Origin of the sequence: uncultured Halovibrio sp. (assembly GCF_913056445.1) — a bacterium.
In the GTDB taxonomy this organism is placed as follows: Bacteria; Pseudomonadota; Gammaproteobacteria; order Pseudomonadales; family Oleiphilaceae; genus Halospina; species Halospina utahensis_B.
Genome location: NZ_CAJXMA010000001.1, coordinates 130033 through 151512, shown reverse-complemented (window position 1 = coordinate 151512; position 21480 = coordinate 130033). Strand labels below are relative to the sequence as shown.

Below are 21480 nucleotides of genomic sequence, written 5' to 3'. Positions count from 1 at the left end.
CTGGTCAGTTGGTGGCTTCAGCCCTCAGAGCGAGCGCATTCCGCACGTGAGGGTTCCACCCGGCAGCGGATGCCGCGCATCAGCTTCAGGGCCGTCTCGTCGAATTCGCCTTCCTCGCGAAGCTGCTGGCGCACCTCGCGCAGCATGGCGTTGTACTCCCGGCGCTCCTGTTCCGTCGGCCGCATCCAGTACTTCTCCTTCACCTTGGACTCGGCATCCTCAATGATCCCGTACGCCTGATCCACCCGGCTGAAGGCGTAGTCGCGCACCTGGTTCACGTACTCATCCGGAAAACGATCGCGCCGCACGATGATCTGGAAGTTCATCTGCGCCAGGGTGTAGTCAAGGATGGCGCCGTCCTCGCCCAGGCCCTTGTAGAGCTCCAGGGGCTCGTAGGCCACGGCGGGAGCGTAGGCGGCGTCCACGCTGCCATTATTGAAGCGCCCGGAAAAGTTGGAGGTGCTGGAGCCCACCACGGAGGCCCCCACGTGCCGGACCATGGTGATGGAGGCCTTGTCGTGGTCCAGGGTGGCGATGCGCTTGCCCTGGAGATCCGACACGGTGTCGATCGAGCGGTCATCCAGGAAGAGGTAGACCGCACCCGCCGGCAGTACCCCCACCACTTCGTACTTCTCGGTCTGGAGGTACTGGCGCGCGTTATCCTGACTGAGCACCTGCATCAGCATGCGCATCTCTTCCTCGCCGGGGATGGCCCCCATGGCCTCCAGCGAGCCGGTGAAGCGGTTGAAGTCCCGGGCCATGGTGCCGGTCAGCAGCACCGAGTCGCACTGACCATTGCGGAATTCCTCGGCAGCGATCTTCTCGCTGGTGTAGGCTCGCATGTCCAGCTCCACACCGCGCTCCAGCGCCATGGGGCGGGCGGACTGCATCAGCTCGAACAGCGGGCCGTTGGCGCCCACCGGGTCGAACACGCAGAAGCTGCGCTTGATCACCTCTTCTTCCTGGGCCGTGGCATTGACCGCGGTTCCAAGGGTCAGGGCGGCCAGCGCGCTGATCAGTGTGCGTTTCAGGGTCTTCATGTCCATTCCTCCGGCGCCCGTTACATCAGTTCATTCAGGTCAATGGTTTCGGATTCGGGTTCCGGGTCGTCCCAGAACTCGCCCAGCCGGCCGGTGGGCGTGCGATGGCCCTCGGCCCGGGTCCAGAGACGGTCAGACAGGGCCTGGATGTGCCGTGTGGCCGTTTCATCGATCATGACCCAGTCATCGGCGGCGGGTTTGGCTTCCCTGGCCTCGGCATGGCGACGGATCACGTCCCGCACCATGGCCTGGTCACCCGCGTTCTCGGCGGCCACGGCATGGAACACATGGGCCAGCCGCACACCAGCTTTCTCACCCTTCCGGCTGGCCTCCCTCAGCTGCTTGAACGGTTCTGCATCTTCCGGTGCGGCAGAGGGCAGCATGGCCCAGACGGCCGCCTGCATGGCACCCGGTGCCCCCCACCAGCGGTCGTCGTCCAGGCACTCGGAGGCACGGGCTACCCGCGAGCCAATGTTGTTGGGAATGCCCAGCTGTTCCCCGGCACGCACCTGGGTGTGCATGGCCTGCAGGCCGGAGACCAACCCAGCCAGGAACATGAACTGGTCGGTTTCCGTTTCCAGCCGCTCCGTGGGGCATTCGCCATTGCCCACCCGGCCGTAGTGTTCATTCATGTTCTTCCAGGCCTCGTGAAAACGCATAGCGGCTTCACGATAGTGGCGGCTCGCGGCATAGCGGGCATCCTGTGCGGCATCCGGATCGCGATCGCGCATCAGGCGCTCGTACTCAAGATCCAGTTCGCGCGCCCGGGTCACGGAGCAGCCGGCGGCAGAGAGGTGCATCATGATGCCGAGCTGGTTGGGCTCGTCCGTCACGCGCCCGAAGGACATCATCAGTGGCGTGGTCGCCTCGCTCATGGCGCAGGACATGCCCACATCGGACTGCTGCAGCACGTAGGGGGTGGTGTGCTCCTTCGAGAGCCCCTGCATCACGCTGCCACTGGTGGCGTACATGTGATGGCGGATCATGGAACAGCCGCCGAGCATGGTCACCAGTGCCAGAAGCACAATGGCCCGCCCCCAGAACCGGGGCCGGGCCACGGCAGAGAGGATTACGGTCATGGTTGGTCCTCAACCTTTCTTGTGTTTGTTGTTCCGTTGTGTGCAGCGAATCCTCGCCGCCCCCTGAAAGCGTGTCAAATCCAGGGCGGCATTATGTGCGACCCTTCGGCGAATTTGTGAGATGAGTACCACAAAGCCTGGTATGCGGCTGCACTGGTGTCGGGACCAAATTCATTACGGGGTTTGACAGCGGAGTCTGGTGGGCTATATCTGAACGGTGTCGACCGCGACCATCCAAAGGAGAACCAGCTATGCGCAAACCGGAACTGGCAGCAGCCGTTGCCGAGGAAACGGGCCTTTCAAAAAGCAAGGCTCAGGAAGTACTGAATGCCTTCACGGATCAGATCAGTGCGGCTTTGGCGAAGAACGAAGGCGTGACCCTGCCGGGCTTCGGCAGCTTCAACGTGCGTGAGCGCAGTGCGCGCACCGGACGCAACCCGCAGACGGGCGCCTCCATCCAGATTCCGGCGAGCAAGTCGGTGGGCTTCAAGGCGGGCAAGCCTCTTCGCGAGGCCATCAAGTAAAACCCGGACCCCGGGGTTTCACCCGGGGTTCTCATCCTTTCCCGCCTCGAGCCGTGCCAGCCGCCGCTCAATGGAAGTCAGCTCCGTCTGCATAGCAGCCTGACGATCCAGGGCATCCCCGGTATTACGGACAATCCGCCACAGCAGCCAGACGATAACGGCAAGCAGCAGTATCGCGAGCCAGTTCATGATCCGTCTCCTTCATGCTCGTGCCGGATGCGGCCATCAACGGCCGTCAACATCACCACTCCGGGCAGTTCCCGTTCCATGACCGGCAGGTGCGGGCCCGCGGAATACAGACTCCCCACGGCCGGCATCCAGTGCTGTTCCGGCGCCACCAGGGTAAGATCCGCGACACTGTCCTCGGCAATGGTCGGCGCGTCCAGACCCAACACCCGCGCCGGCCCACTGGTCAACGCCCGCAGCAGAGCCCCGCGGGAGAGTTCTCCGGCGGCCACCCGCTCCAGCCCCAGCGAGAGCGTGGATTCCACTGTGGAGAGCCCTGGCTGGGTCTCCGGGAACGGCGCGAGTTTGGCGGCTTTATCCGAAGGCCGGTGCTGGCTGACGATGGCATCAATCACGCCACTTTCCACGCCCTCGAGCAGGGCGCGCCGGTCCGCCTCCGTCCGCAGCGGTGGACGACTGTGGAAGGTACCGTTGTAGCCCTCAATGGCCGCCTCCGTCGCCACCAGATGGGCGATACCCACCTCGGCGGTGACGCTGTGCCCTGCCTCTTTGGCGGCACGGACCAGTGTCACCGAGCGGGCACAGCTGAGCGGCCCGATATGCAGGTTCGCCCCGGTCTCCTCCGCCAGCATCAGCAGTTCGTTCACAGCGGTGGTTTCCGCCACCTCGGGGATGCCGGGCAGCCCCAGGCGGGCGGCCACCAGTCCGTCATGGGCGCAGCCATCCGAGGCCAGCGAGGCGTTCTCCGGCTGCAGGAACAGCCGGATGTCAAAGGTATGGGCATAGGCCATGCAGCGGCGCAGCACCCGTGAGCTGGCGGTGGCGTGGCCGCCATTGCCCAGCGCCACGCACCCGGCACGGGTCAGCCCGGCCATGTCGCTCAGCCGCTCGCCTTCCAGGCCCCGGGTAAGCGCCCCCACGGGCAGCACCCGCGTGTGACCGTTGCGTTCGGCCACATCCCGGATCAGATGGGTTACGGCGCTGGAATCGTTGACCGGGCTGGTATCCGGCGTGGTGCAGACGGTGGTGAAGCCGCCACGGGCGGCGGCCCGGGTTTCACTCTCGATGCTGCCACCACGGTCGCTGCCCGGCTCCGGCAGATGGCAGTTGAGGTCGATCAGCCCGGGCAGCAGCCACTGGCCGGCCCCATCCACCTCACGTTCCACCCGTTCGCCCGAAAGACCCGCCCCGAGTGCGGCGATGCGGCCATCGACCACCAGTGCCGAGGTGGCCTCCACCGCCGGTTCGCCATCAATGACCGGATGAACATTATCGACGCGCCACTTCACGTTGAAGCCACTCCCTCTCCGGTTGCAGACTGGCGTTCATTGAGCTGGCCGCCCATGGACATGGACATCACGGCCATGCGTACGGCGATGCCATTGGTTACCTGCCCCAGAATCACGGACTGGGGGCCGTCCGCGACGGCGGATTCAATCTCCACGCCCCGGTTGATCGGCCCCGGGTGCATCACCAGTGCGCCGGGGTTGGCATAGGCCAGCTTCTCACGGGTCAGACCGTACATGCGGTAGAACTCGCTCTCGCTCGGCAGCAGTGCCCCCTCCATACGCTCGTGCTGGAGCCGCAGCATGATGATCACGTCCACGTTGCGCAGCCCCTCCTCCATGCGGTGGAAAACCCGCGCGCCCAAAGCTTCGGGTTCATGGGGCAGCAGTGTGTCCGGCGCGATCAGCCGGACCTCGTCCACGCCCAGGGTGTTCAGTGCCCGGATCTGGGAGCGCGCCACCCGCGAGTGCTGGACATCGCCGACGATGGCCACCCGCAGACCGCTGAAGGTCTTCATGTGCTGGCGGATGGTCAGCATATCGAGCATGGCCTGGGTGGGGTGTTCATGACGCCCGTCGCCGGCGTTGATGATGGCCACATCCGGCGTGACGGACTGGGCCACGAAATGCGGCGCCCCGCTCTGGGAGTGGCGCATCACGAACATGTCGCTGGCCATGGCGCGCAGGTTGAGCAGGGTGTCCGAGAGGGATTCGCCCTTGGAGGTCGCGGAAGTACCGATGTCGAGGTTCAGCACATCCGCCGAGAGACGCTTGGCGGCCAGTTCGAAGGTGCTGCGGGTGCGGGTGCTGGGCTCGAAAAAGAGATTTACCACGGTGCGACCGCGCAGAAGCGGTACCTTCTTGATGGTGCGCTCACCCACTTCGATAAAGGAATCGGCGGTGTCCAGAATGCGTGTGAGCAGAGCCTGGTCCAGTCCTTCAATCGCGAGAAAGTGGCGCAGCTCGCCATCGGCGGTCAGCTGGAGATCGCGGCTGGTCTCAGGCATCGGGCACCTCCTCCACCGCCAGTTCCAGACTCTCCGGCCCCCGGAGCTTGATGCGCTGACGCGGGCCCAGGGTCTCATGGGTGCCGGTCACGTCGGGCTGGATCGGCAGCTCACGCCGACCCAGGTCGACCAGCGCGGCCAGGGTAATCGACTCAGGACGCCCGTAGTCGAAGAGTTCATTCATGGCGGCGCGGATCGTACGACCGCTCATGATGACGTCGTCCACCAGCAGCAGGTGCTGGCCCTCGGTCTCGAACGGCAGCCGCGAGGGGCTGACCCGGGGGTGAAGCCCGATGCGGCTGAAGTCGTCCCGGTAGAAGGTAATGTCCAGTTCGCCGCATTCGGCCTGGATGCCAAGGCGTTCGCGCAGCGCCTGCGCGACCCAGACACCGCCGGTGCGGATGCCCACGGGGCACAGGCTGGAAAGACCCCGCGCATTGATGTGCTCGCGCAGGTCGTCGGTCATCCGGTCCAGAAGCTGTTCAATATCCTGCACGGAGGCTCCTGTAGTCAGTCACTGGCCGAGGCGCACCAGGTCTCGAGGATCAGCTCCGCCGCGCGCCGGTCCACGCCCTCATCCGCGTGATCCGGCACCCGGCCCTGTGCCAGCGATTCCTGCTTGGCCTCATGGGTGGTCAGGCGTTCGTCCACCATGGTTGCGGGGCGATGATAGCGCCCTTCGAGCCGTCGTGCGAACTTGCGGGCCAGATGGCACAGCCAGGTCTCGGTGCCGTCCATGTTCAGCGGCAGCCCCACCAGGAACAGATCTGGCTGCCAGTCCTCGACCAGCTCCGCCACCTGGTTCCAGTCCGGGATCCCGTCCCGCGCCTTCAGCCGCGCCTTGCCGGAACCGTACCCGAGCATCTCCTGCCCCACCGCCACACCGATCCACTTCTCACCGAAATCGAAGGCCATCAGGCTCCGGCTCTCAGGCATGCCCCACGCCTCCACTGAGGTGGCCGGGACTCACGCCCAGTTTCTCCAGGGCGGCGTTGAGACGCTGCCCCGGTTCACGCTCGAACAGGATGGTTTCGTCCGCCGGGCAGGTGAGCCAGGCATCCCCCGCCAGTTCTTCCTCCAGCTGCCCCGGCGACCAGCCGGCATACCCCAGCAGCATCAGGAAGTCCGCCGGCCCTTCGCCCACGGCGATGGCACTGAGAATGTCCCGCGAGGTGGACAGCGCCAGGGTGTCGGTCAGTGCCAGCGAGCTCTGCCAGTGGCCCACCGGCCGGTGCAGGACAAAGCCGCGTTCGGGCTGGACCGGGCCGCCCTGGTAGACGGGCTCATGGGGAGGCTCGCCTTCCATCGACAGCTGCGACAGAAGATCCCCCAGGTCGAGATCCAGCGGGTGGTTGATGGTCAGGCCCATGGCCCCCTCATCACTGTGCTCACAGATATAGGTGAGCGACCCCTCGAAGCGCGGATCCGCCAGGTAAGGGGTGGCGATGAGGAACTGATTCGTCAGGAATTCCGGCTGCGTGCTCATGGCCGCAGTATTCCTTGCCTGCGGCGTGCGTACAAGAGGGGTTATCCCCTATCCGGGGCGCTGCCGCTGAGACCGCGCGGCTGGAACGACCAGGTGCGGATGATCTCGAGCACATCCTGTTCCTCGGCCATGCGTCCGCTGAAGGCCTCGAACGGGCTCGCCTGGCGGACGATGCGCCGGGCCGCGTCATCCAGAACCGCGTGCCCCGAGGACTGCAGGACCTCCAGCTCGCGCAGGCTGCCATCGCGGTTGATGGCGACCAGCATGCGCACCTGGCCGTGCAGCCCCCGCCTGCGCGCCTCCTCTGGGTAGTTGAGGTTGCCCGTGCGCTCAATGGTCTGCTGCCAGTTGCGCACATAGGCGGCGCCGGCATCCTCCATCGTGGAGACGGCGGTGACCCGTGTGATACGGGGGCGTTTGGCGTACTGGTTCTGCTGCTGGCTGAGTCGGGCCTCCAGGCTGGCGATGTCCTGGCTGCGTTCCCGGAGGGTTTCATGGGGATTGTCCCGCTCCGGGGCCTCCCGGTCTTCCTCGCTGTCCTCCGGCACCTCGCGGCGGGATTCGGCCTGCGTGGTGACACGGCTGGTGGTTCCGCCACTCTCGGGCCGGGGTTCGGGCCGCGGCGGCACGGCCTGGCGGGTTTCGGGGGCGGACAGCGGCGCCGGCTCGGTGGCCGTAACCTCCTGGACGGAGTCCGCATCACCACTGCCCTTCTGGGCCGCCTCCGCCAGGAAGTCCGCGTCCTCGGGCGTCTCCGCGCTCGGCTGGGTGGCCAGGGTCACGTCCATGCTGTGATCCGTGGTCGAGGGGTCTTCCGGCGCGAACCCCACCCCCAGGATCAGTACACCGTGAAACACCAGGGCTGCAAAGAGCGTCAGCCCCAGGCGATCCGTATGCGTTACCTCCGCCACAACAGCCCTCAGCCGGCCCGGTTGTCCAGGCGCACTGCAATGGCCTCCATCAGGCGTCCGCCGATGTCGTCGTCAAAGGCCCGGTCAAGCTCGCGCACACAGGTGGGGCTGGTCACATTCACTTCCGTCAGGTAGTCGCCAATCACATCAATGCCAACGAACAGCAGACCCCTCGCCTTCAGGGCCGGGCCCACCTGCTCACAGATCCAGCGGTCCCGGTCGGTCAGTTCTCGCCCGACGCCCTGTCCGCCGGCGGCGAGGTTGCCACGGCTCTCACCGGCACCGGGGATGCGCGCCAGCGAATACGGCAGCGGTTCGCCGTCGATCATGAGGATGCGCTTGTCACCGTCACGGATCTCCGGGAGGTAGCGCTGGGCCATGGCGGTCCGCGTACCGTCCTCGGTCAGGGTCTCGAGGATGACACTCAGATTCTCATCGTCGGGGCGTACCCGGAAGATGGACTTACCGCCCATGCCGTTCATGGGCTTCATGATGACGTCGCCGTGCTCTGCGTGGAACTCACGCAGCCGCTGCGGGTCCTGGCTGACCACCAGCGGCGGAATGCACTGGGGAAAGCGCGTCGCGAACAGCTTCTCGTTGCAATCACGTAATGTATGCGGCGGGTTGAGCACCAACGCGCCCTGGCCCTCCGCCATCTCCAGAATCCAGGTGGCCATGGTGAAGGCGTCGTCCACCGGCGGGTCCTTGCGCATCAGGATGACGTCCAGCTCACCCAGATCCTGATCCCGGGTCTCGCCGAACTCATGCCAGTGCTGCGGATCGTCAAACACCTCCAGTTCGCGCGTCCTGGCCCGGGCCGCACCATCGCGCACGTAGAGGTCGTCGAGCTCCATGTAGCGCAGCGCCCAGCCACGGCGCCTGGCCGCCAGCAGCAATGCCAGCGTGGTGTCCTTCTTGAAACTGATCCGTTCGATCGGATCCATGACCACACCCAGGGTCACACTCATCAGGGGGCCTCCCGGAGACGGATTAACGGACCGGCAATGTGCCGGAAATGCGTGCCAGAGAATACCTGCTATGCTGGAAAAAGGGCAGCGGTTCTGCAAGCTGGCTTTGCAGGCTGTTGCATGGCGCCCATATAGTGAGACAGATCACAATCAGTGACACGGTGCCGCTGGAGGCCCGGGCCATCGTCCGCTATAACAGTGGGGCTATATAGAACATGCACGGGATCTGTGTTAAAACGGCGCCTCTTACTGAGGCCGAAGCACGGGCACTGGACGCCATCCGGGCCGCCGACAACAATAATGATCTCTATCTCTAGCGCAGGGCTGTTGGACAATGGACGATAACTTCGAAAACCTCAAAGTCATGGTGATCGACGACAGCAAAACCATCCGTCGCACCGCTGAAACCCTTCTCAAGAAAGTGGGCTGCGAAGTCATCACCGCCACCGATGGCTTTGACGCACTCGCCAAGATCGCGGACTCCCAGCCGGACATCATCTTCGTGGACATCATGATGCCACGGCTTGATGGCTATCAGACCTGCGCCCTGATCAAGAACAATGATGCCTTCAAGCAGACACCCGTGATCATGCTGTCGAGTAAGGACGGCCTCTTCGACAAGGCCAAGGGCCGCATCGTGGGGTCGGACCAGTATCTGACGAAGCCCTTCAGCAAGGATGAGCTGCTCGGCACCATCCGCGACCACATGCCCGCACGCCAGGAATAACAGCGCCGGCATGCCCATCATTTGACGACCCAGAGTAGAGGAACCCATGGCTCGCATCCTGATCGTTGACGACTCACCCACAGAGGTGAAAAAGATCTCCGGACTGCTGACCAAGAACGGCCACGAAGTGCTCAGTGCCGACAATGGCTCCGACGGCGTGGCCATCGCCCGTTCGGAGCAGCCGGATCTGGTCCTCATGGACGTGGTCATGCCTGGACTGAACGGCTTCCAGGCGACCCGGCAGCTGACCCGCAGTTCGGAAACCCAGCACATCCCGGTGGTCATCGTGACTACCAAGGACCAGGAAACAGACCGTGTCTGGGGCACGCGCCAGGGCGCCCGTGGCTATCTGGTCAAGCCTGTGCCCGAGGACGAGCTGCTCAAGACCATCGACGACCTGCTGAGCTGAACAGGAGCTCCGGATGTCCGCGCAGGCCACTTCCCCCGAAGCCGATCCGTTCAGCGTCCTGACCGACATTGCCCGGCGCAGCCGTGAACAGGCGGCCGGGCTGCCCAAGCAGGAAGAAGCGGTCGAACTGTTCAGCGGTATCGGGTTCACCCTGGCGGGCCAGCGGTATGTGGCCCCCATGGGTGAGGTGGTCGAAATCCTGGACGTCCCCCGGTTCACTCCAGTTCCCGGCGTCCGTGCCTTCATGCTCGGCGTCGCCAACGTCCGTGGCCGTCTGCTTCCGATCACCGATCTGGCCCTCTACTTTGGTCTACCCAGGCCCGCCGGCGCCCTGCGTGAACGCCGCGTGCTGGTCATCGAACAGGGCAACCTGTTCAGCGGGCTGGTGGTGGATGACGTGCTCGGAATGCAGTACTTCAGTGTCGACAGTCATGTGCCGGACCCGGAAGATCCTCCCGCCGCGGTGAAACCCTGCCTGCGGGGGGCTTACCAGCGCAGCGACGAGGTGTGGAACGTGTTTTCCACGCTGGCGCTGGCCGAGAATGAACAGTTTCTGGATGTGGCGCACTGGTAGTGCGCGCGTGGTAGCCACCGGATCCATCAATCAAAAACAACATCAGAGTGACAGGCCAGGAGCCGAAAATGCAGAACCGTGCCGGAAAATTCATCTCAGCGCAGAGCGCCAACCGGCCCATTGTGGGTCTGATCGGTCTGCTCGGGGTGCTGACCATTGCGCTGGTGGTGGTGCTGTTCCTGATCAACCGCAACAGCAGCCATGATGCCCAGTACATCGACTACGCGGGTGACCTGCGGGTGCTCTCCCAGGAGATCGCCAAGAACGCCACCGAGGCCGCCGGCGGCACCGAGTCGGCCTTCGACCAGCTCCAGAGCTCCCGCGACCGGTTCGATGAGCTCTGGGGCTATCTGCGCGAAGGCAACCCGGAAACCGGCCTGCCCCCGCTCGAGCTCACCGGGGAAACCGGGGTGCAATCGCTGTGGAACGATGTACGGACCAACGCGGATGAGATCCTCGCCACCCGCGGCGCCGTCCTGGAACTGCACCAGGTGGCCGGCGAACTCAACAGCATCATTCCGGACCTGCAGGTGGAATACGAGGACGTGGTGGACATCCTCATCAACACCGAAGCAGCCCCCCAGCAGATCTCACTGGCCCAGCGCCAGTCGCTGCTGGCCGAGCGTATCGCCCGGAGCGTGAACAATATCCTCAGTGGTGACGAGGACGCGGTGGTGGCCGCCAACCAGTTTGGCCAGGACGCCCAGCGCTTCGGCCGGGTGCTCAACGCCCAGCTTCGCGGCGACGAGTCCATGGATGTGAGCGCGCTGGAGGATCCGGACGCGCAGTTCATCCTCGAATATGTCGAGAACGAGCTCTTCAGCGTGGTGGACGAAAACGTCGACCGGATCCTCAACTTCTCCCCGGACCTGTTCCAGGCGCGGGACTCCGCCAACACCATTTTCAGCCAGAGCCCTGAACTGCTCAGCGAAACCTCGGAGCTGGTCTCCCTGGTGCAGAACCGCAGCCACATCGTCACGCCGCTGTGGGCCTACGTGATCCTCATCGCCATCCTGGCCAACATCATCGCCATCGGCGTGGCTCTGTATCAGGCCTCGCAACGGCGGCTGCGCGAGACCCAGGAGCAGAACGAACAGAACCAGAACGCCATCCTGCGGCTGCTGGACGAACTGGCCGACCTCGCCGACGGTGACCTGACCACCGAGGCCACGGTCACAGAGGACTTCACCGGTGCCATCGCCGACTCCATCAACTACGCCATCGACCAGATGCGCACCCTGGTGCAGTCGATTCGCGACACGGCCGTGAACGTGGCCTCCTCCGCCGAGCAGACCCAGGCCACGGCGAAACAGCTGGCCGAGGCCTCGGAGCATCAGGCCCAGGAGATTGCCGGTGCCTCGGCAGCCGTGAACGAAATGGCCGTTTCCATCGACCAGGTGTCGTCGAACGCCTCCGAATCCTCCTCAGTGGCGGAACGCTCGGTATCCATCGCCAAGAAGGGCGCCGAAGTGGTGCAGAACACCATCAAGGGCATGGACGACATCCGCGAGCAGATCCAGGAGACCTCCAAGCGGATCAAACGCCTGGGTGAATCCTCCCAGGAGATCGGCGACATCGTATCGCTGATCAACGACATCGCCGACCAGACCAACATCCTGTCGCTGAACGCCGCCATCCAGGCCTCCATGGCCGGTGACGCGGGCCGTGGCTTCGCAGTGGTCGCGGACGAAGTCCAGCGGCTGGCGGAACGCTCCTCCGCAGCGACCAAGCAGATCGAGGCCCTGGTCAAGACGATCCAGTCCGACACCAACGAGGCCGTCATCTCCATGGAGCACACCACCTCCGAGGTGGTGCGTGGCGCCCGACTGGCCCAGGACGCCGGTGTGGCACTGGAAGAGATCGAGAACGTTTCCACCAACCTGGCGGAACTGATCCAGAACATCTCCAATGCCGCGCGCCAGCAGTCGTCTTCAGCGGCGCACATCTCCAACACCATGAACGTGATCCAGGAGATCACCTCGCAGACGTCCTCAGGCACCAACCAGACCGCCGAGTCCATCGGCAATCTGGCGGAGATGGCCGCCGAGCTGCGTGAGTCCGTGGCCGGGTTCAAGCTGCCGGAGACGGCCGGCGAGGGCGAGGAGGCACAACCAGCGCCGGAAGCCCCGCAGATTTCCAACGAGGACGAGCCCATGGATGACGGGGATGACAGCGACCAGGATGTCCCGACAGTCCGTTAATCAGAACCAGCGGTCAGGTGCGGGCGTACCATGGTCAATGCTGAAAACGACAACCCATCCACAATGGCCATGCCCGGCTTCGCGCCGGGAATGGCTATGGATGATGCCCAGTTCGAGCAATGGCGGGACCTGCTTGAATCGCGTACCGGCATGACGCTGACCCCGGAGCGGCGCTCCTTCCTGGAAGCCAATGTGGGCACCCGCCTCCGGGAACTCGGTTTTCCCAGCTATCAGGCCTACTACGAGAAGGTCATGTACGGACCCGGGGCCATCGCCGAATGGGCGACCCTGGTGGACCGGCTGACCGTTCAGGAAACCCGCTTTTTCCGCGACGCGGATGCGTTTGAACTGGTAGCCGATTATGCCCGCGAGCGCTATCGGGAGCCCAACTGCAGAACACTGGAGGCCTGGAGCCTGGGCTGCGCCACCGGCGAGGAAGCCTACACCCTGGCCATGATCCTGCATAAGGCGGCCAGCGAGGCAGCAGGACGCCGCTATTTCGGCGTTACTGGCACCGACATCAGCCTGGTGGCACTGGATAAAGCCCGCCACGGTGTATACGGACCGCGTCGGCTGGCGGGCACGGCCCCTTACTGGCAGTCACACTATTTCGAGACCCTTACAGACAACAGTGTCTCCGTGATTCCGGAGCTCAGGAAGCGCGTCAGCTTCTCCCAGCTCAATATTGTTGAACTGCGACACGCGCCCATGCACGGCATGGACATCATTTTCTGCCAGAATGTACTGATCTACTTCCGCCGCTGGCGGCGGCGGGACATCGCCAACCGACTGGCCGATCTGCTCGCCCCGGGCGGACTGCTGATTCTCGGGCAGGGCGAACTGACAGACTGGCAGCACCCGGAGCTGACCCCTGTGGCAGCACGTAAGGTCCTCGCCTGGCAGCGATCGGACCCCCAGAATGGCAACCGGAGTGATCATGGCCCAGCACGATGACAGCCTTTCCCTCCATTGGGTGAGGGGCGAAATCCAGGAAACGCTCAGACAGAGCCAGCATGCGCTGGAAGCCTTTGCCGAGAACCGCGAGGATCTGGCCCAGCTCCGGTTCTGCCTGAACCACCTGCACCAGGTTCACGGAACACTCCGGATGGTCCAGCTCGAGGGCGCCAGCCTGGTCGCGGCGGAGATGGAAGCCCTGGCCGAAGCCCTGCTCAACCATGAACCCGGGGACAGCGACACGGCCATCGGCAGCCTGATGCAGAGCATCCTGCAGCTGCCGGATTACCTCAGTACCCTGCACTCCCGCGGCGAGGATGTGCCACTGCGGCTGCTGCCGCTGCTCAATGACCTGCGGGCCGCACGCGGCGAGACCTTCCTCTCCGCCAGCGCCCTGTTCAACCCGGATCTGAGCCCGGCACGTTTTCAGGCACCGGCCCAGGTCAACCAGCGCCTAACCGCCTCCGGTGTGCTCGACAAGGTGCGCAAGCTCCAGCAGATGTTCCAGTTCGCCCGTGCCGGCCTGGAGCGGGGCGAGGATGTGGACACCCACCTGGACTATCTCGACAAGGTCATCACCCGGTTGATCAAACTCTGCCAGAGAACCCCACAGGGTGAGATCTGGCAGGCCGCGGGCGCCCTTGTTGATACCCTGAAATCCGGCCACAACCCCATGGGCGCAGCCACCCTGGCACTGATCAGCGATCTCGATGGCGAGCTGGAGCGGCTGATCAGCGAAAGCGACACCATCCTCAGCCAGTCCGTTCCCGAGGATACCCTCAAGAACCTGCTCTATTACGTTGCCCGTGGCGTGGACTGCGAGAGCGAGCGCGTCAGCACCATGGTGGAACGCTACCGCCTGCGGGAAGCGCTCCCGGACGACACCGGCGACCACGGCCAGAGCCAGGCGCCGGCGCGGGCGGCCATGACCTCGGTGGTGGAAGTGCTTACCGAGGAACTCAACACCATCAAGGACCGGCTTGACCTGTTCGTGCGTGCCCACGAGCGCAGCAACGCCGATCTCGCGGAACTTCTACCCGGGCTGCGCCAGGTGGCCAACACCCTCGCCATGCTGCGACAGGGCACCAGCCAGCGGGTCATCAACGACCAGATCGAACGGATCGAGCAACTTTCAGCCAGTGCGGATGCCGTGGACGACGGCACACTGATGGACATCGCCGGGGCACTGCTCTATGTGGAAGCCGCGATCTCCGGCCTCTCTGAAGGCGAGAGCCAACAACCGTCCGATGCCGGGCACGGTACCGATCACCGCATCACCGGCATCCAGGCCACCGAAGCCGGCGGCGCCGTGCTGCGCGAATCCCGCAACGCGCTGGAGCAGGTGAAGACCGGTGTGGTCAACTTCATCGCATCCCAGTGGAATACCGAAGCCATCAGTGGCGTGCCGGAACTGCTCTACAGCATCCGCGGCAGCCTGCACCTGATTCCGCTGGAACGCACCGCCACCGCCTTGGGGGCCTGCGAGCGTTTCATCCAGGACGTGCTGATTGACGGCGTCTGGACTCCCAACTGGGAACAGCTCGATACCCTCGCGGACGCCATCACCAGCATCGAATATCACCTGGAAAGGCTGATGGACGGCATCGACGACAACGATGCCATCCTGGCCATGGCCGAGGAACGCCTGGAAAGTCTCGGGTTCCCACCCGGACGCGAACCGACCCGCACCGCCCCCGAACCGGAAGCCGATGAAGCCACCGAAGCGGCGCCCGCCGACAGCCCTGCCGCCGCCACCGCGGAGCCGCCCAAGGAGCGCGATTCCGAACTGCTGGATGACGACATCCTTGAGATCTTTGTGGAAGAGGCCGATGAAGTTCTGGAGGCCATCCAGCAGCATTACCCGACCTTCCGGGCTGACTACGAGAACCATCAGGCACTCAGCGAAGTGCGCCGCGCCTTCCATACCCTCAAAGGCAGCGGCCGCCTCGTGGGAGCAACCAGCATCGGCGAGCTTGCCTGGTCGGTCGAGAACCTGCTGAACCGCGTTCTGGACCGCTCCATCCAGCCCGGTGAGCGCATTATGAGCCTGCTCGACCGGGTGATCGAACGACTCCCCGGTCTGATCCAGTCCTTCCGTGACGGTGAGGCCACCGGCGATGTGGACGACCTGATGAACGAGGCACACGGCCTCGCGGATACCCGCAACGCCGAAGAGCCCGAGGACACGGACGCGGAGCACGCCGTTCGCGAGGAGCCAGAGCCAGAGCCAGAGCCAGAGCCAGAGCCAGAGCCAGAGCCAGAGCCAGAAGACAGGGAAACAGACACGGAGCCACAGCCTGAAGCCAGCGCAGCGTCGGCACCGGAAACAGAGGCGGCAACCGCCGACGAGCCGCTGGTGGACCAGGAGATCCTCGATATCTTCATCGAGGAGGCAGAGGAAGTCCTGGAAACCATCCATGAATACCTGCCTCGGCTGCTGGAAAGCTACGAGAACACCAGCGCCCTCACCGAAGTCCGCCGCGCCTTCCATACCCTCAAGGGCAGCGGACGCATGGTCGAGGCGGAACGCATCGGCGAACTGGCCTGGGCGGTGGAGAACGCTCTCAACCGCGTCCTGGACGGCACCCTCTTCATGAGCGATGACATGGCATCGGTGCTGCAGGAGGTGACCGATGCCATCCCCACCCTGGTGGAAGACTTCCGGCAACAGCGCGCACCCTCCATTGACACCACACGGCTTGGGGAGCGCGCCAATGCCCTGGCACGTGGTGAGGTTCTGGACACCGAACCCATGCCGGAAGCCGAGCCCGAAGCCCCGGCTCCCGAAGCCCCGGCCGAAGAGCCAGCAGACGTCGAAGAGCCCGAGCTCGACCCGATGCTCATGGACATCTTCCGTTCCGAGGCCGACAGCCACCTGGAGGCGCTGGACACCTTCCTGGCGGACGCCGAAGACCAGGAAACAGCCGACTACACCGATAACCTGTCGCGCGCGCTGCACACCCTCAAGGGCAGCGCACACACCGCCGGCATTGAGCCCATCGCCCGGGTCACCGCGCCCATGGAGAAGTTCGTCAAACGGGCCCGGGCCGCGGGCGACCGGGCCGACGCCGATGTGATCAGCCTCATCCGGCGGGTGCGCGACTTTGTGCAGGCGGGGCTCGATCGCCTGACCAGCGATCCCCTGACCCCGCTCGACGGAACGGATGCGTTCCTCACCGACCTGCGGGAGCTGCACCAGGCACGTTACCCCGACGAGGCGCCCCCGGCCGGCACCACCTCGCCCGAGACCGGGGCGGCCGGCGACAACAGCCTGATCAGCATCTTCCTCAATGAAGGCATTGAACAGCTGCTCGACGCCGACCAGACCCTTGAGCAGTGGCTGGAGGGCAATACGGGCGAAGCGCCCCTGCAGGCCCTGATCGACAGCCTGGCCACGCTCAGTGCCAGTGCCGACCGCGCCCAGGTGCAGCACGTCAGTGAACTCGCCGGGGCCCTGCAGCACCTCTACGAGGAAGTCATCGAAACCACGGATCTGCCCGTGGACCAGCTGACACCGCTGCTGCGGGAAGCCCACGAGGCCATGATCAACCTCATGGACCAGCTGGCCGCGGGGCTTGCCACCGAATCCCCGGCCGGGCTCGTGACCCGCCTCAACGAACAGGCGGCAGACCTGCGTCAGGCCCGCACTGACGCCGAACAACAGGTCTTCGAGGAACGCTTTGGCGGGGATCTGGCGTCCATGGACGAAGCCCTGAACGAAGACATCGAAGCGGAACCGGCACCTGAGCCTGAGCCTGAGCCTGAGCCTGAGCCTGAGCCTGAGCCTGAGCCTGTAGAACAGGATGAGACCGCCAGTGGCGGGGAGGCCAGCGCGGACATCGACCCGGAACTGGCGGAAATCTTCCTCGAGGAAGCCCATGAACTGATCGACAGCACCGGGGAGGCGCTGCACCAGTACATTTCCGAACCGGACAACACCGAGCTGGCCAAAACGCTCCAGCGTGAGTTGCATACCCTCAAGGGTGGCGCCCGTATGGCGGAGATCGCGCCCATCGCGGACCTGTCGCACTCGCTGGAGGACCTGTTCGAGCGCGTGGCCGAAGGGCGACTGGCGCTGGGCGAAGCCACTGGCGAAACCCTGCTCGCCTGCCATGACGCACTGGCGCGGATGGTGGATCAGACCAGTGCCTTCCAACCCTGTGAACCGGCGGATGAGCTGACCGAAAGGGTGCACGCCCTGATGCGGGGCGAAACGGCCACCCCGGCAGCAGAGACCGAAGCCAAAGAGCCCGAGCCCGAAACATCGGAGCAGGCATCGGCAGCGGAAACCGCCGCCGAACCCGAAGCAGAGCCCACAAGCGCGCCCGAAAATGAACTCAGTGTTCTCTTCCTGGACGAAGCCCGCGAGATTGAGAATGCCCTGGAGCAGGCCGTCCGGGACTGGGAAGGCGACCCCGAACAGGGTGAGCCCATGGCGCGGATGCGCGAAGAGCTCCACACCCTCAAGGGCGGTGCCCGCCTGTCCGAACTCGAATCCATTGCCGAGCTCGCGGATACCTGGGAAAGCACCCTCGACAGCGTCATCGAAGGCGCCGGCGACAGCCACCAGGCCCTGAGCTTCAGCCAGCAGAGCCTGACCCGGCTGGGCGGAATGCTCGACCGGGTCGAGGCCGGTGAGTCACTCGCGGCCGATGCGACCGGAGCGGAAGCCGGCGAAGCCACAACGGGCGACGAGGCGGAAGACGACCCCAGCAACGTGGATCCGGAAGTCCTCGAGATCTTCCTGGAGGAAGCCGGCGAGCTGGTGGACACCCTGGATCACACCCTGGCCGCCTGGCAGAGAGCCGAGGACGGCGATGAAGCCGCCCACAGCCAGGAAGCGCAGCGCGCCCTTCACACCATCAAGGGCGGCGCCCGGCTGGCCGAGCTGACCACCCTGGGTGAAAAGGCCCACCGGTTCGAGAGCCTGCTCTCGCGCATTGAATCCGAGGGCAATCAGCCCTCGGAAGCCCAGTGGGAGGAAATCCACGGCCTCCACGACGAGATCATCAGCCGCGTGGAACAGGTCCGCCGCACCTGGCAGGGGGATACGGGGGAGGAACCGTCCGGGGCGGCAACCGAGGCCCCGCAGGCACAGGAGCCGGAAGCACCCGCGGAAACCGCTGAGTCACCGCAAGAGCCCGCGCAGCCCGAGGCACAGACCACCCCGGAACCGAGTCCCGCGGGCCAGGAGACCCAGCCCCAGCAGCAGGCCCGGGACCAGCGCCGGGCCGAACTGGCCCGCAGCGCCCAGGAGACCCTGCGGGTCAATGCCCAGCTCATGGACGAGATGGTCAACCTCGCCGGTGAGACCAGTATCACCCGCGGTCGGCTGGAGCAGCAGATCAGCGACTTCAGCCATACCCTGGACGAAATGGCGGCCACCACCGACCGCCTGCGCGAGCAGCTGCGCCGGATGGAGATCGAGACCGAAGCCCAGATCCTGCACCGCGCCGAACAGGAATTCGGTCCGGACTACGACCAGGACTTCGACCCGCTGGAAATGGACCGCTACTCGGCCATCCAGCAGCTGTCACGGGCCCTGTCGGAATCCGCCTCGGACCTTGCCGACCTGCGCGAGACCATGAGCGACAAGGTGCGTGATGCCGAGACGCTGCTGCTGCAGCAGCAACGCACCAACACCGAGCTCCAGGAAGGGCTCATGAAGACGCGCATGGTGCCGTTCTCCTCGATGGTGCCGCGCCTGCGCCGGATCGTGCGCCAGATCTCCGGCGAGACCGGCAAGAAGGCCCACTTCGAGGTGAACAACGCCGAGGGGGAACTGGACCGGACGGTACTGGACCGCATGGTGGCACCACTGGAGCACATGCTGCGCAACGCCATCGACCACGGCATCGAGGATGCCGGCGAACGCGAACAGGCCGGCAAGCCCGCCACCGGCAACGTGCGCCTGGACCTCAGCCGCGAAGGCGGCGAAGTGGTCCTGCGCCTCAGGGACGACGGCGGCGGGATCGACACGGAAAAGGTCCGCCAGAAGGCCATCAAGCAGGGACTGCTGGAAAGCGGCGAGGACCTGACCGATCACGAGATCCTGCAGTTCATCCTGCAGCCGGGCTTCTCCACCGCTGCCTCCGTCACCCAGATCTCCGGGCGTGGCGTGGGCATGGACGTGGTCGCCAGCGAAATCAAGCAGCTCGGCGGCAGCCTGGACATCGACTCCACCCTGGGCGAAGGCACCATCTTCACGGTGCGGCTGCCGTTCACGGTGTCCGTGAACCGGGCGTTGATGGTCACCATCGGAGACGACTACTACGCCATCCCGCTGAACACCATCGAAGGCATTGTGCGGGTCTCCACCTATGAGCTGGAGGAGTATTACCAGCCCAACGCCCCCATGTACGAGTACGCCGGCCAACAGTACCGCCTGCAGTACCTGGGCGCCCTGCTCAATTCCGAGAGCCAGCCGAAGCTCCAGGGTCAGGCCCTGCCGCTGCCCGTGATGCTGGTGCGTGGCGCCGACCAGCCCATGGCCCTGCAGGTGGACAGCCTGATGGGCAGCCGCGAGATCGTGGTCAAATCCCTGGGGCCACAGTTCGGCAGCGTTCGCGGCGTCTCCGGTGCCACTATCCTTGGTGATGGTAACGTTGTGGTGATTCTCGACCTGCCGGCCATGATCCGTGGCGACATCCTGGCCCAGCGCCAGCGCATGCTGGCCCATGTTGAGACCGGCGAGACGCCGCGTGAACAGCGCGCCACACAGGTCATGGTGGTGGACGACTCGGTTACGGTCCGCAAGGTCACCTCGCGGCTGCTGGAACGCCACGGTATGGAGGTGCTGCTGGCCAAGGACGGGCTGGACGCCGTCGGCCAGCTCCAGGACCGGCGCCCGGATATTGTCCTGCTGGACATCGAGATGCCGCGTATGGATGGCTTCGAAGTGGCCAGCTTCATCCGGCATGACAGTAAGCTCAGCGACGTGCCCATCATCATGATCACGTCCCGGACCGGCGATAAGCACCGGGAGCGGGCCGAGGCCATTGGCGTCAACCATTACCTCGGCAAGCCGTTCCAGGAGCAGGAGCTGCTGGACACCATCATGGAGCATGCCAGCGTCGGAGCGGAGCAATGAGCACGGGCAGGGGCGTGATCGTCATCGCCGACGACGTGCTCCAGCGCCACCGGCTGCAGCAGGCGCTGGACCGGCACGGCCTGCCCGTCGCGTTCATCGGCGACCCGGAGCGTTTTGCCACCCTGGACCCGGCCCCCGAGTCGGATCTCTGCCTGGTGGAACTCACCGATGAGGAGGAATATCCGGAGCTGATCGAGGCGCTGCTGGCGGAGGACGAGCGCCCCCTGCTGTTCGGCCCGGGCGCGGCACCGGAGCCGGGTCGCCAGGAATACGTGCGCTGGGAGCGGCGCCTGTTCGCCAAGCTGGAGGACCAGCTGGGCCGCCTGGAGGCTCTTGAGAATGAAGGCAGCCTGGATGCACTGGCCGCGCAGCCGGAAACCCGGGAACGCCTGCCCATGCCCAACTGGCTGGAACCTGTGGGAGAGGACGAACCGGCCCGGGAGCTCTGGGTTCTGGGCGCCTCACTGGGTGGCCCCGCGGCAGTGAAGGCCTTCCTCGATGCCCTGCCCGGGCGTCTGCCCATCGCCTTCGTCTACGCCCAGCACATCGATGCCCATTTCAGCAGCGTGCTCAGCCGGGTGCTGACCCGCGACTCGGAATGGCATCTGGTCAATGCCGAACAGGACCGCACGCTGCGCTGCGGTGAGATCCTGCAAGTGCCCGTGGAACAGGCGCTCTGGCTGGACGGGGACGCCCGGATCCAGCTACACGAGGAGTCCTGGTCCGGCCCCTACGGCCCCTCCATCGACCAGGTGATGACCCACATCGCCCGGGTGCACGGCGGCCACTGTCACAGCATCATCTTCAGCGGTATGGGCAACGACGGCGCTCTGGCCGCGCCCGCCCTCAACCAGGCGGGCGGTCACGTCTGGGTCCAGCGCCCGGATACCTGCGCCAGCCCGGCCATGCCGGAATCCGTCCAGGCCACCGGCACGGTGGATTTCCAGGGCGATCCACGCGAGCTGGCGGCACGGCTTCTGCGCGTGCTCGAGGAACAGACCCTGCTGACGGGCCGCTCCCGATGCCATTCAGCCTGAT

At 65.2% G+C, this 21480-nt stretch carries 18 protein-coding genes; 8 read left to right on the top strand and 10 right to left on the bottom strand.

Annotated elements, in window-relative coordinates; genetic code table 11:
* Nucleotides 1-17 precede the first annotated feature (17 nt).
* Nucleotides 18-1040 (bottom strand): putative solute-binding protein, encoded by a 1023-nt coding sequence (locus tag QZ501_RS00730; RefSeq protein WP_151440103.1) that lies wholly within the window; start codon nt 1038-1040, stop codon nt 18-20.
* A gap of 20 nt (nt 1041-1060) precedes the next feature.
* On the bottom strand, nt 1061-2119 hold the full coding sequence (locus QZ501_RS00725; protein ID WP_295716454.1) for a hypothetical protein: 1059 nt from the start codon (nt 2117-2119) through the stop codon (nt 1061-1063).
* A 251-nt stretch (nt 2120-2370) separates the two neighbouring features.
* On the opposite strand from QZ501_RS00725, the gene QZ501_RS00720 reads away from it, so the two are divergent.
* Nucleotides 2371-2643 carry an HU family DNA-binding protein gene (locus QZ501_RS00720; protein ID WP_077529998.1) on the top strand — a complete coding sequence of 91 codons (273 nt, stop codon included), beginning with the start codon at nt 2371-2373 and terminating at the stop codon, nt 2641-2643.
* A gap of 18 nt (nt 2644-2661) precedes the next feature.
* Here QZ501_RS00720 and QZ501_RS00715 read toward each other — a convergent pair whose 3' ends face one another.
* Genes QZ501_RS00715 through gshB form a run of 8 tightly spaced genes read right to left on the bottom strand, consistent with a single transcriptional unit; the run spans nt 2662 to nt 8487 of the window.
* Nucleotides 2662-2832: a hypothetical protein gene (locus QZ501_RS00715; RefSeq protein WP_295716452.1), complete on the bottom strand. Its 171-nt coding sequence runs from the start codon at nt 2830-2832 to the stop codon at nt 2662-2664.
* On the bottom strand, nt 2829-4118 hold the full coding sequence (locus tag QZ501_RS00710; protein WP_295716450.1) for a dihydroorotase: 1290 nt from the start codon (nt 4116-4118) through the stop codon (nt 2829-2831). The genes QZ501_RS00715 and QZ501_RS00710 overlap by 4 nt, the downstream gene beginning before the upstream one ends.
* Nucleotides 4115-5122, bottom strand: coding sequence for an aspartate carbamoyltransferase catalytic subunit (locus QZ501_RS00705; protein WP_151440105.1), 1008 nt, complete (start codon nt 5120-5122; stop codon nt 4115-4117). Before QZ501_RS00705 ends, QZ501_RS00710 begins: the two co-directional genes overlap by 4 nt.
* The gene (gene pyrR / locus QZ501_RS00700; protein WP_225741703.1) at nt 5115-5618 is read right to left on the bottom strand and encodes a bifunctional pyr operon transcriptional regulator/uracil phosphoribosyltransferase PyrR; all 504 of its coding nucleotides are present in this window, start codon (nt 5616-5618) and stop codon (nt 5115-5117) included. Before pyrR ends, QZ501_RS00705 begins: the two co-directional genes overlap by 8 nt.
* A gap of 14 nt (nt 5619-5632) precedes the next feature.
* Entirely contained in the window at nt 5633-6058 is a 426-nt protein-coding gene (gene ruvX / locus QZ501_RS00695) for a Holliday junction resolvase RuvX (protein WP_160898223.1), read from the bottom strand.
* The gene (locus tag QZ501_RS00690) at nt 6051-6608 is read right to left on the bottom strand and encodes a YqgE/AlgH family protein (RefSeq protein ID WP_295716447.1); all 558 of its coding nucleotides are present in this window, start codon (nt 6606-6608) and stop codon (nt 6051-6053) included. Before QZ501_RS00690 ends, ruvX begins: the two co-directional genes overlap by 8 nt.
* A 41-nt stretch (nt 6609-6649) precedes the next feature.
* Nucleotides 6650-7519, bottom strand: coding sequence for an energy transducer TonB (locus QZ501_RS00685; protein ID WP_151440106.1), 870 nt, complete (start codon nt 7517-7519; stop codon nt 6650-6652).
* A gap of 8 nt (nt 7520-7527) precedes the next feature.
* Nucleotides 7528-8487, bottom strand: a complete 960-nt coding sequence (gshB, locus tag QZ501_RS00680) for a glutathione synthase (protein WP_295716445.1) — start codon at nt 8485-8487, stop codon at nt 7528-7530.
* A gap of 334 nt (nt 8488-8821) precedes the next feature.
* Here gshB and pilG point away from each other — a divergent pair, with 334 nt between their 5' ends.
* The 7 genes from pilG (at nt 8822) to QZ501_RS00645 (ending at nt 21479) form a co-directional block, all read left to right on the top strand.
* A complete protein-coding gene (gene pilG / locus QZ501_RS00675; RefSeq protein ID WP_095616184.1) occupies nt 8822-9214 on the top strand; it encodes a twitching motility response regulator PilG in 393 nt (130 codons plus the stop codon).
* A 46-nt stretch (nt 9215-9260) separates the two neighbouring features.
* A complete protein-coding gene (pilH, locus tag QZ501_RS00670; RefSeq protein ID WP_095616183.1) occupies nt 9261-9623 on the top strand; it encodes a twitching motility response regulator PilH in 363 nt (120 codons plus the stop codon).
* Between the two features lie 13 nt (nt 9624-9636).
* Nucleotides 9637-10197, top strand: a complete 561-nt coding sequence (locus QZ501_RS00665) for a chemotaxis protein CheW (RefSeq protein ID WP_151440108.1) — start codon at nt 9637-9639, stop codon at nt 10195-10197.
* Between the two features lie 68 nt (nt 10198-10265).
* On the top strand, nt 10266-12398 hold the full coding sequence (locus tag QZ501_RS00660) for a methyl-accepting chemotaxis protein (protein WP_151440109.1): 2133 nt from the start codon (nt 10266-10268) through the stop codon (nt 12396-12398).
* A 30-nt stretch (nt 12399-12428) separates the two neighbouring features.
* Nucleotides 12429-13352 (top strand): protein-glutamate O-methyltransferase CheR, encoded by a 924-nt coding sequence (locus QZ501_RS00655; RefSeq protein WP_295716442.1) that lies wholly within the window; start codon nt 12429-12431, stop codon nt 13350-13352.
* Nucleotides 13336-20442, top strand: a complete 7107-nt coding sequence (locus QZ501_RS00650) for an Hpt domain-containing protein (protein ID WP_295716440.1) — start codon at nt 13336-13338, stop codon at nt 20440-20442. Before QZ501_RS00655 ends, QZ501_RS00650 begins: the two co-directional genes overlap by 17 nt.
* A complete protein-coding gene (locus tag QZ501_RS00645; RefSeq protein ID WP_160898219.1) occupies nt 20439-21479 on the top strand; it encodes a chemotaxis protein CheB in 1041 nt (346 codons plus the stop codon). Before QZ501_RS00650 ends, QZ501_RS00645 begins: the two co-directional genes overlap by 4 nt.
* The last annotated feature ends 1 nt before the right edge of the window (nt 21480 follow it).

Excerpts from the sequence above, each read along its gene's own strand:
- QZ501_RS00730 (WP_151440103.1), bottom strand. The coding sequence starts at position 1,040 with ATGAAGACCCTGAAACGCACACTGATCAGCGCGCTGGCCGCCCTGACC.
- QZ501_RS00725 (WP_295716454.1), bottom strand. The coding sequence starts at position 2,119 with ATGACCGTAATCCTCTCTGCCGTGGCCCGGCCCCGGTTCTGGGGGCGG.
- QZ501_RS00720 (WP_077529998.1), top strand. The coding sequence starts at position 2,371 with ATGCGCAAACCGGAACTGGCAGCAGCCGTTGCCGAGGAAACGGGCCTT.
- QZ501_RS00715 (WP_295716452.1), bottom strand. The coding sequence starts at position 2,832 with ATGAACTGGCTCGCGATACTGCTGCTTGCCGTTATCGTCTGGCTGCTG.
- QZ501_RS00705 (WP_151440105.1), bottom strand. The coding sequence starts at position 5,122 with ATGCCTGAGACCAGCCGCGATCTCCAGCTGACCGCCGATGGCGAGCTG.
- ruvX (WP_160898223.1), bottom strand. The coding sequence starts at position 6,058 with ATGCCTGAGAGCCGGAGCCTGATGGCCTTCGATTTCGGTGAGAAGTGG.
- QZ501_RS00690 (WP_295716447.1), bottom strand. The coding sequence starts at position 6,608 with ATGAGCACGCAGCCGGAATTCCTGACGAATCAGTTCCTCATCGCCACC.
- gshB (WP_295716445.1), bottom strand. The coding sequence starts at position 8,487 with ATGAGTGTGACCCTGGGTGTGGTCATGGATCCGATCGAACGGATCAGT.
- pilG (WP_095616184.1), top strand. The coding sequence starts at position 8,822 with ATGGACGATAACTTCGAAAACCTCAAAGTCATGGTGATCGACGACAGC.
- pilH (WP_095616183.1), top strand. The coding sequence starts at position 9,261 with ATGGCTCGCATCCTGATCGTTGACGACTCACCCACAGAGGTGAAAAAG.
- QZ501_RS00665 (WP_151440108.1), top strand. The coding sequence starts at position 9,637 with ATGTCCGCGCAGGCCACTTCCCCCGAAGCCGATCCGTTCAGCGTCCTG.
- QZ501_RS00660 (WP_151440109.1), top strand. The coding sequence starts at position 10,266 with ATGCAGAACCGTGCCGGAAAATTCATCTCAGCGCAGAGCGCCAACCGG.
- QZ501_RS00655 (WP_295716442.1), top strand. The coding sequence starts at position 12,429 with ATGGTCAATGCTGAAAACGACAACCCATCCACAATGGCCATGCCCGGC.
- QZ501_RS00650 (WP_295716440.1), top strand. The coding sequence starts at position 13,336 with ATGGCCCAGCACGATGACAGCCTTTCCCTCCATTGGGTGAGGGGCGAA.
- QZ501_RS00645 (WP_160898219.1), top strand. The coding sequence starts at position 20,439 with ATGAGCACGGGCAGGGGCGTGATCGTCATCGCCGACGACGTGCTCCAG.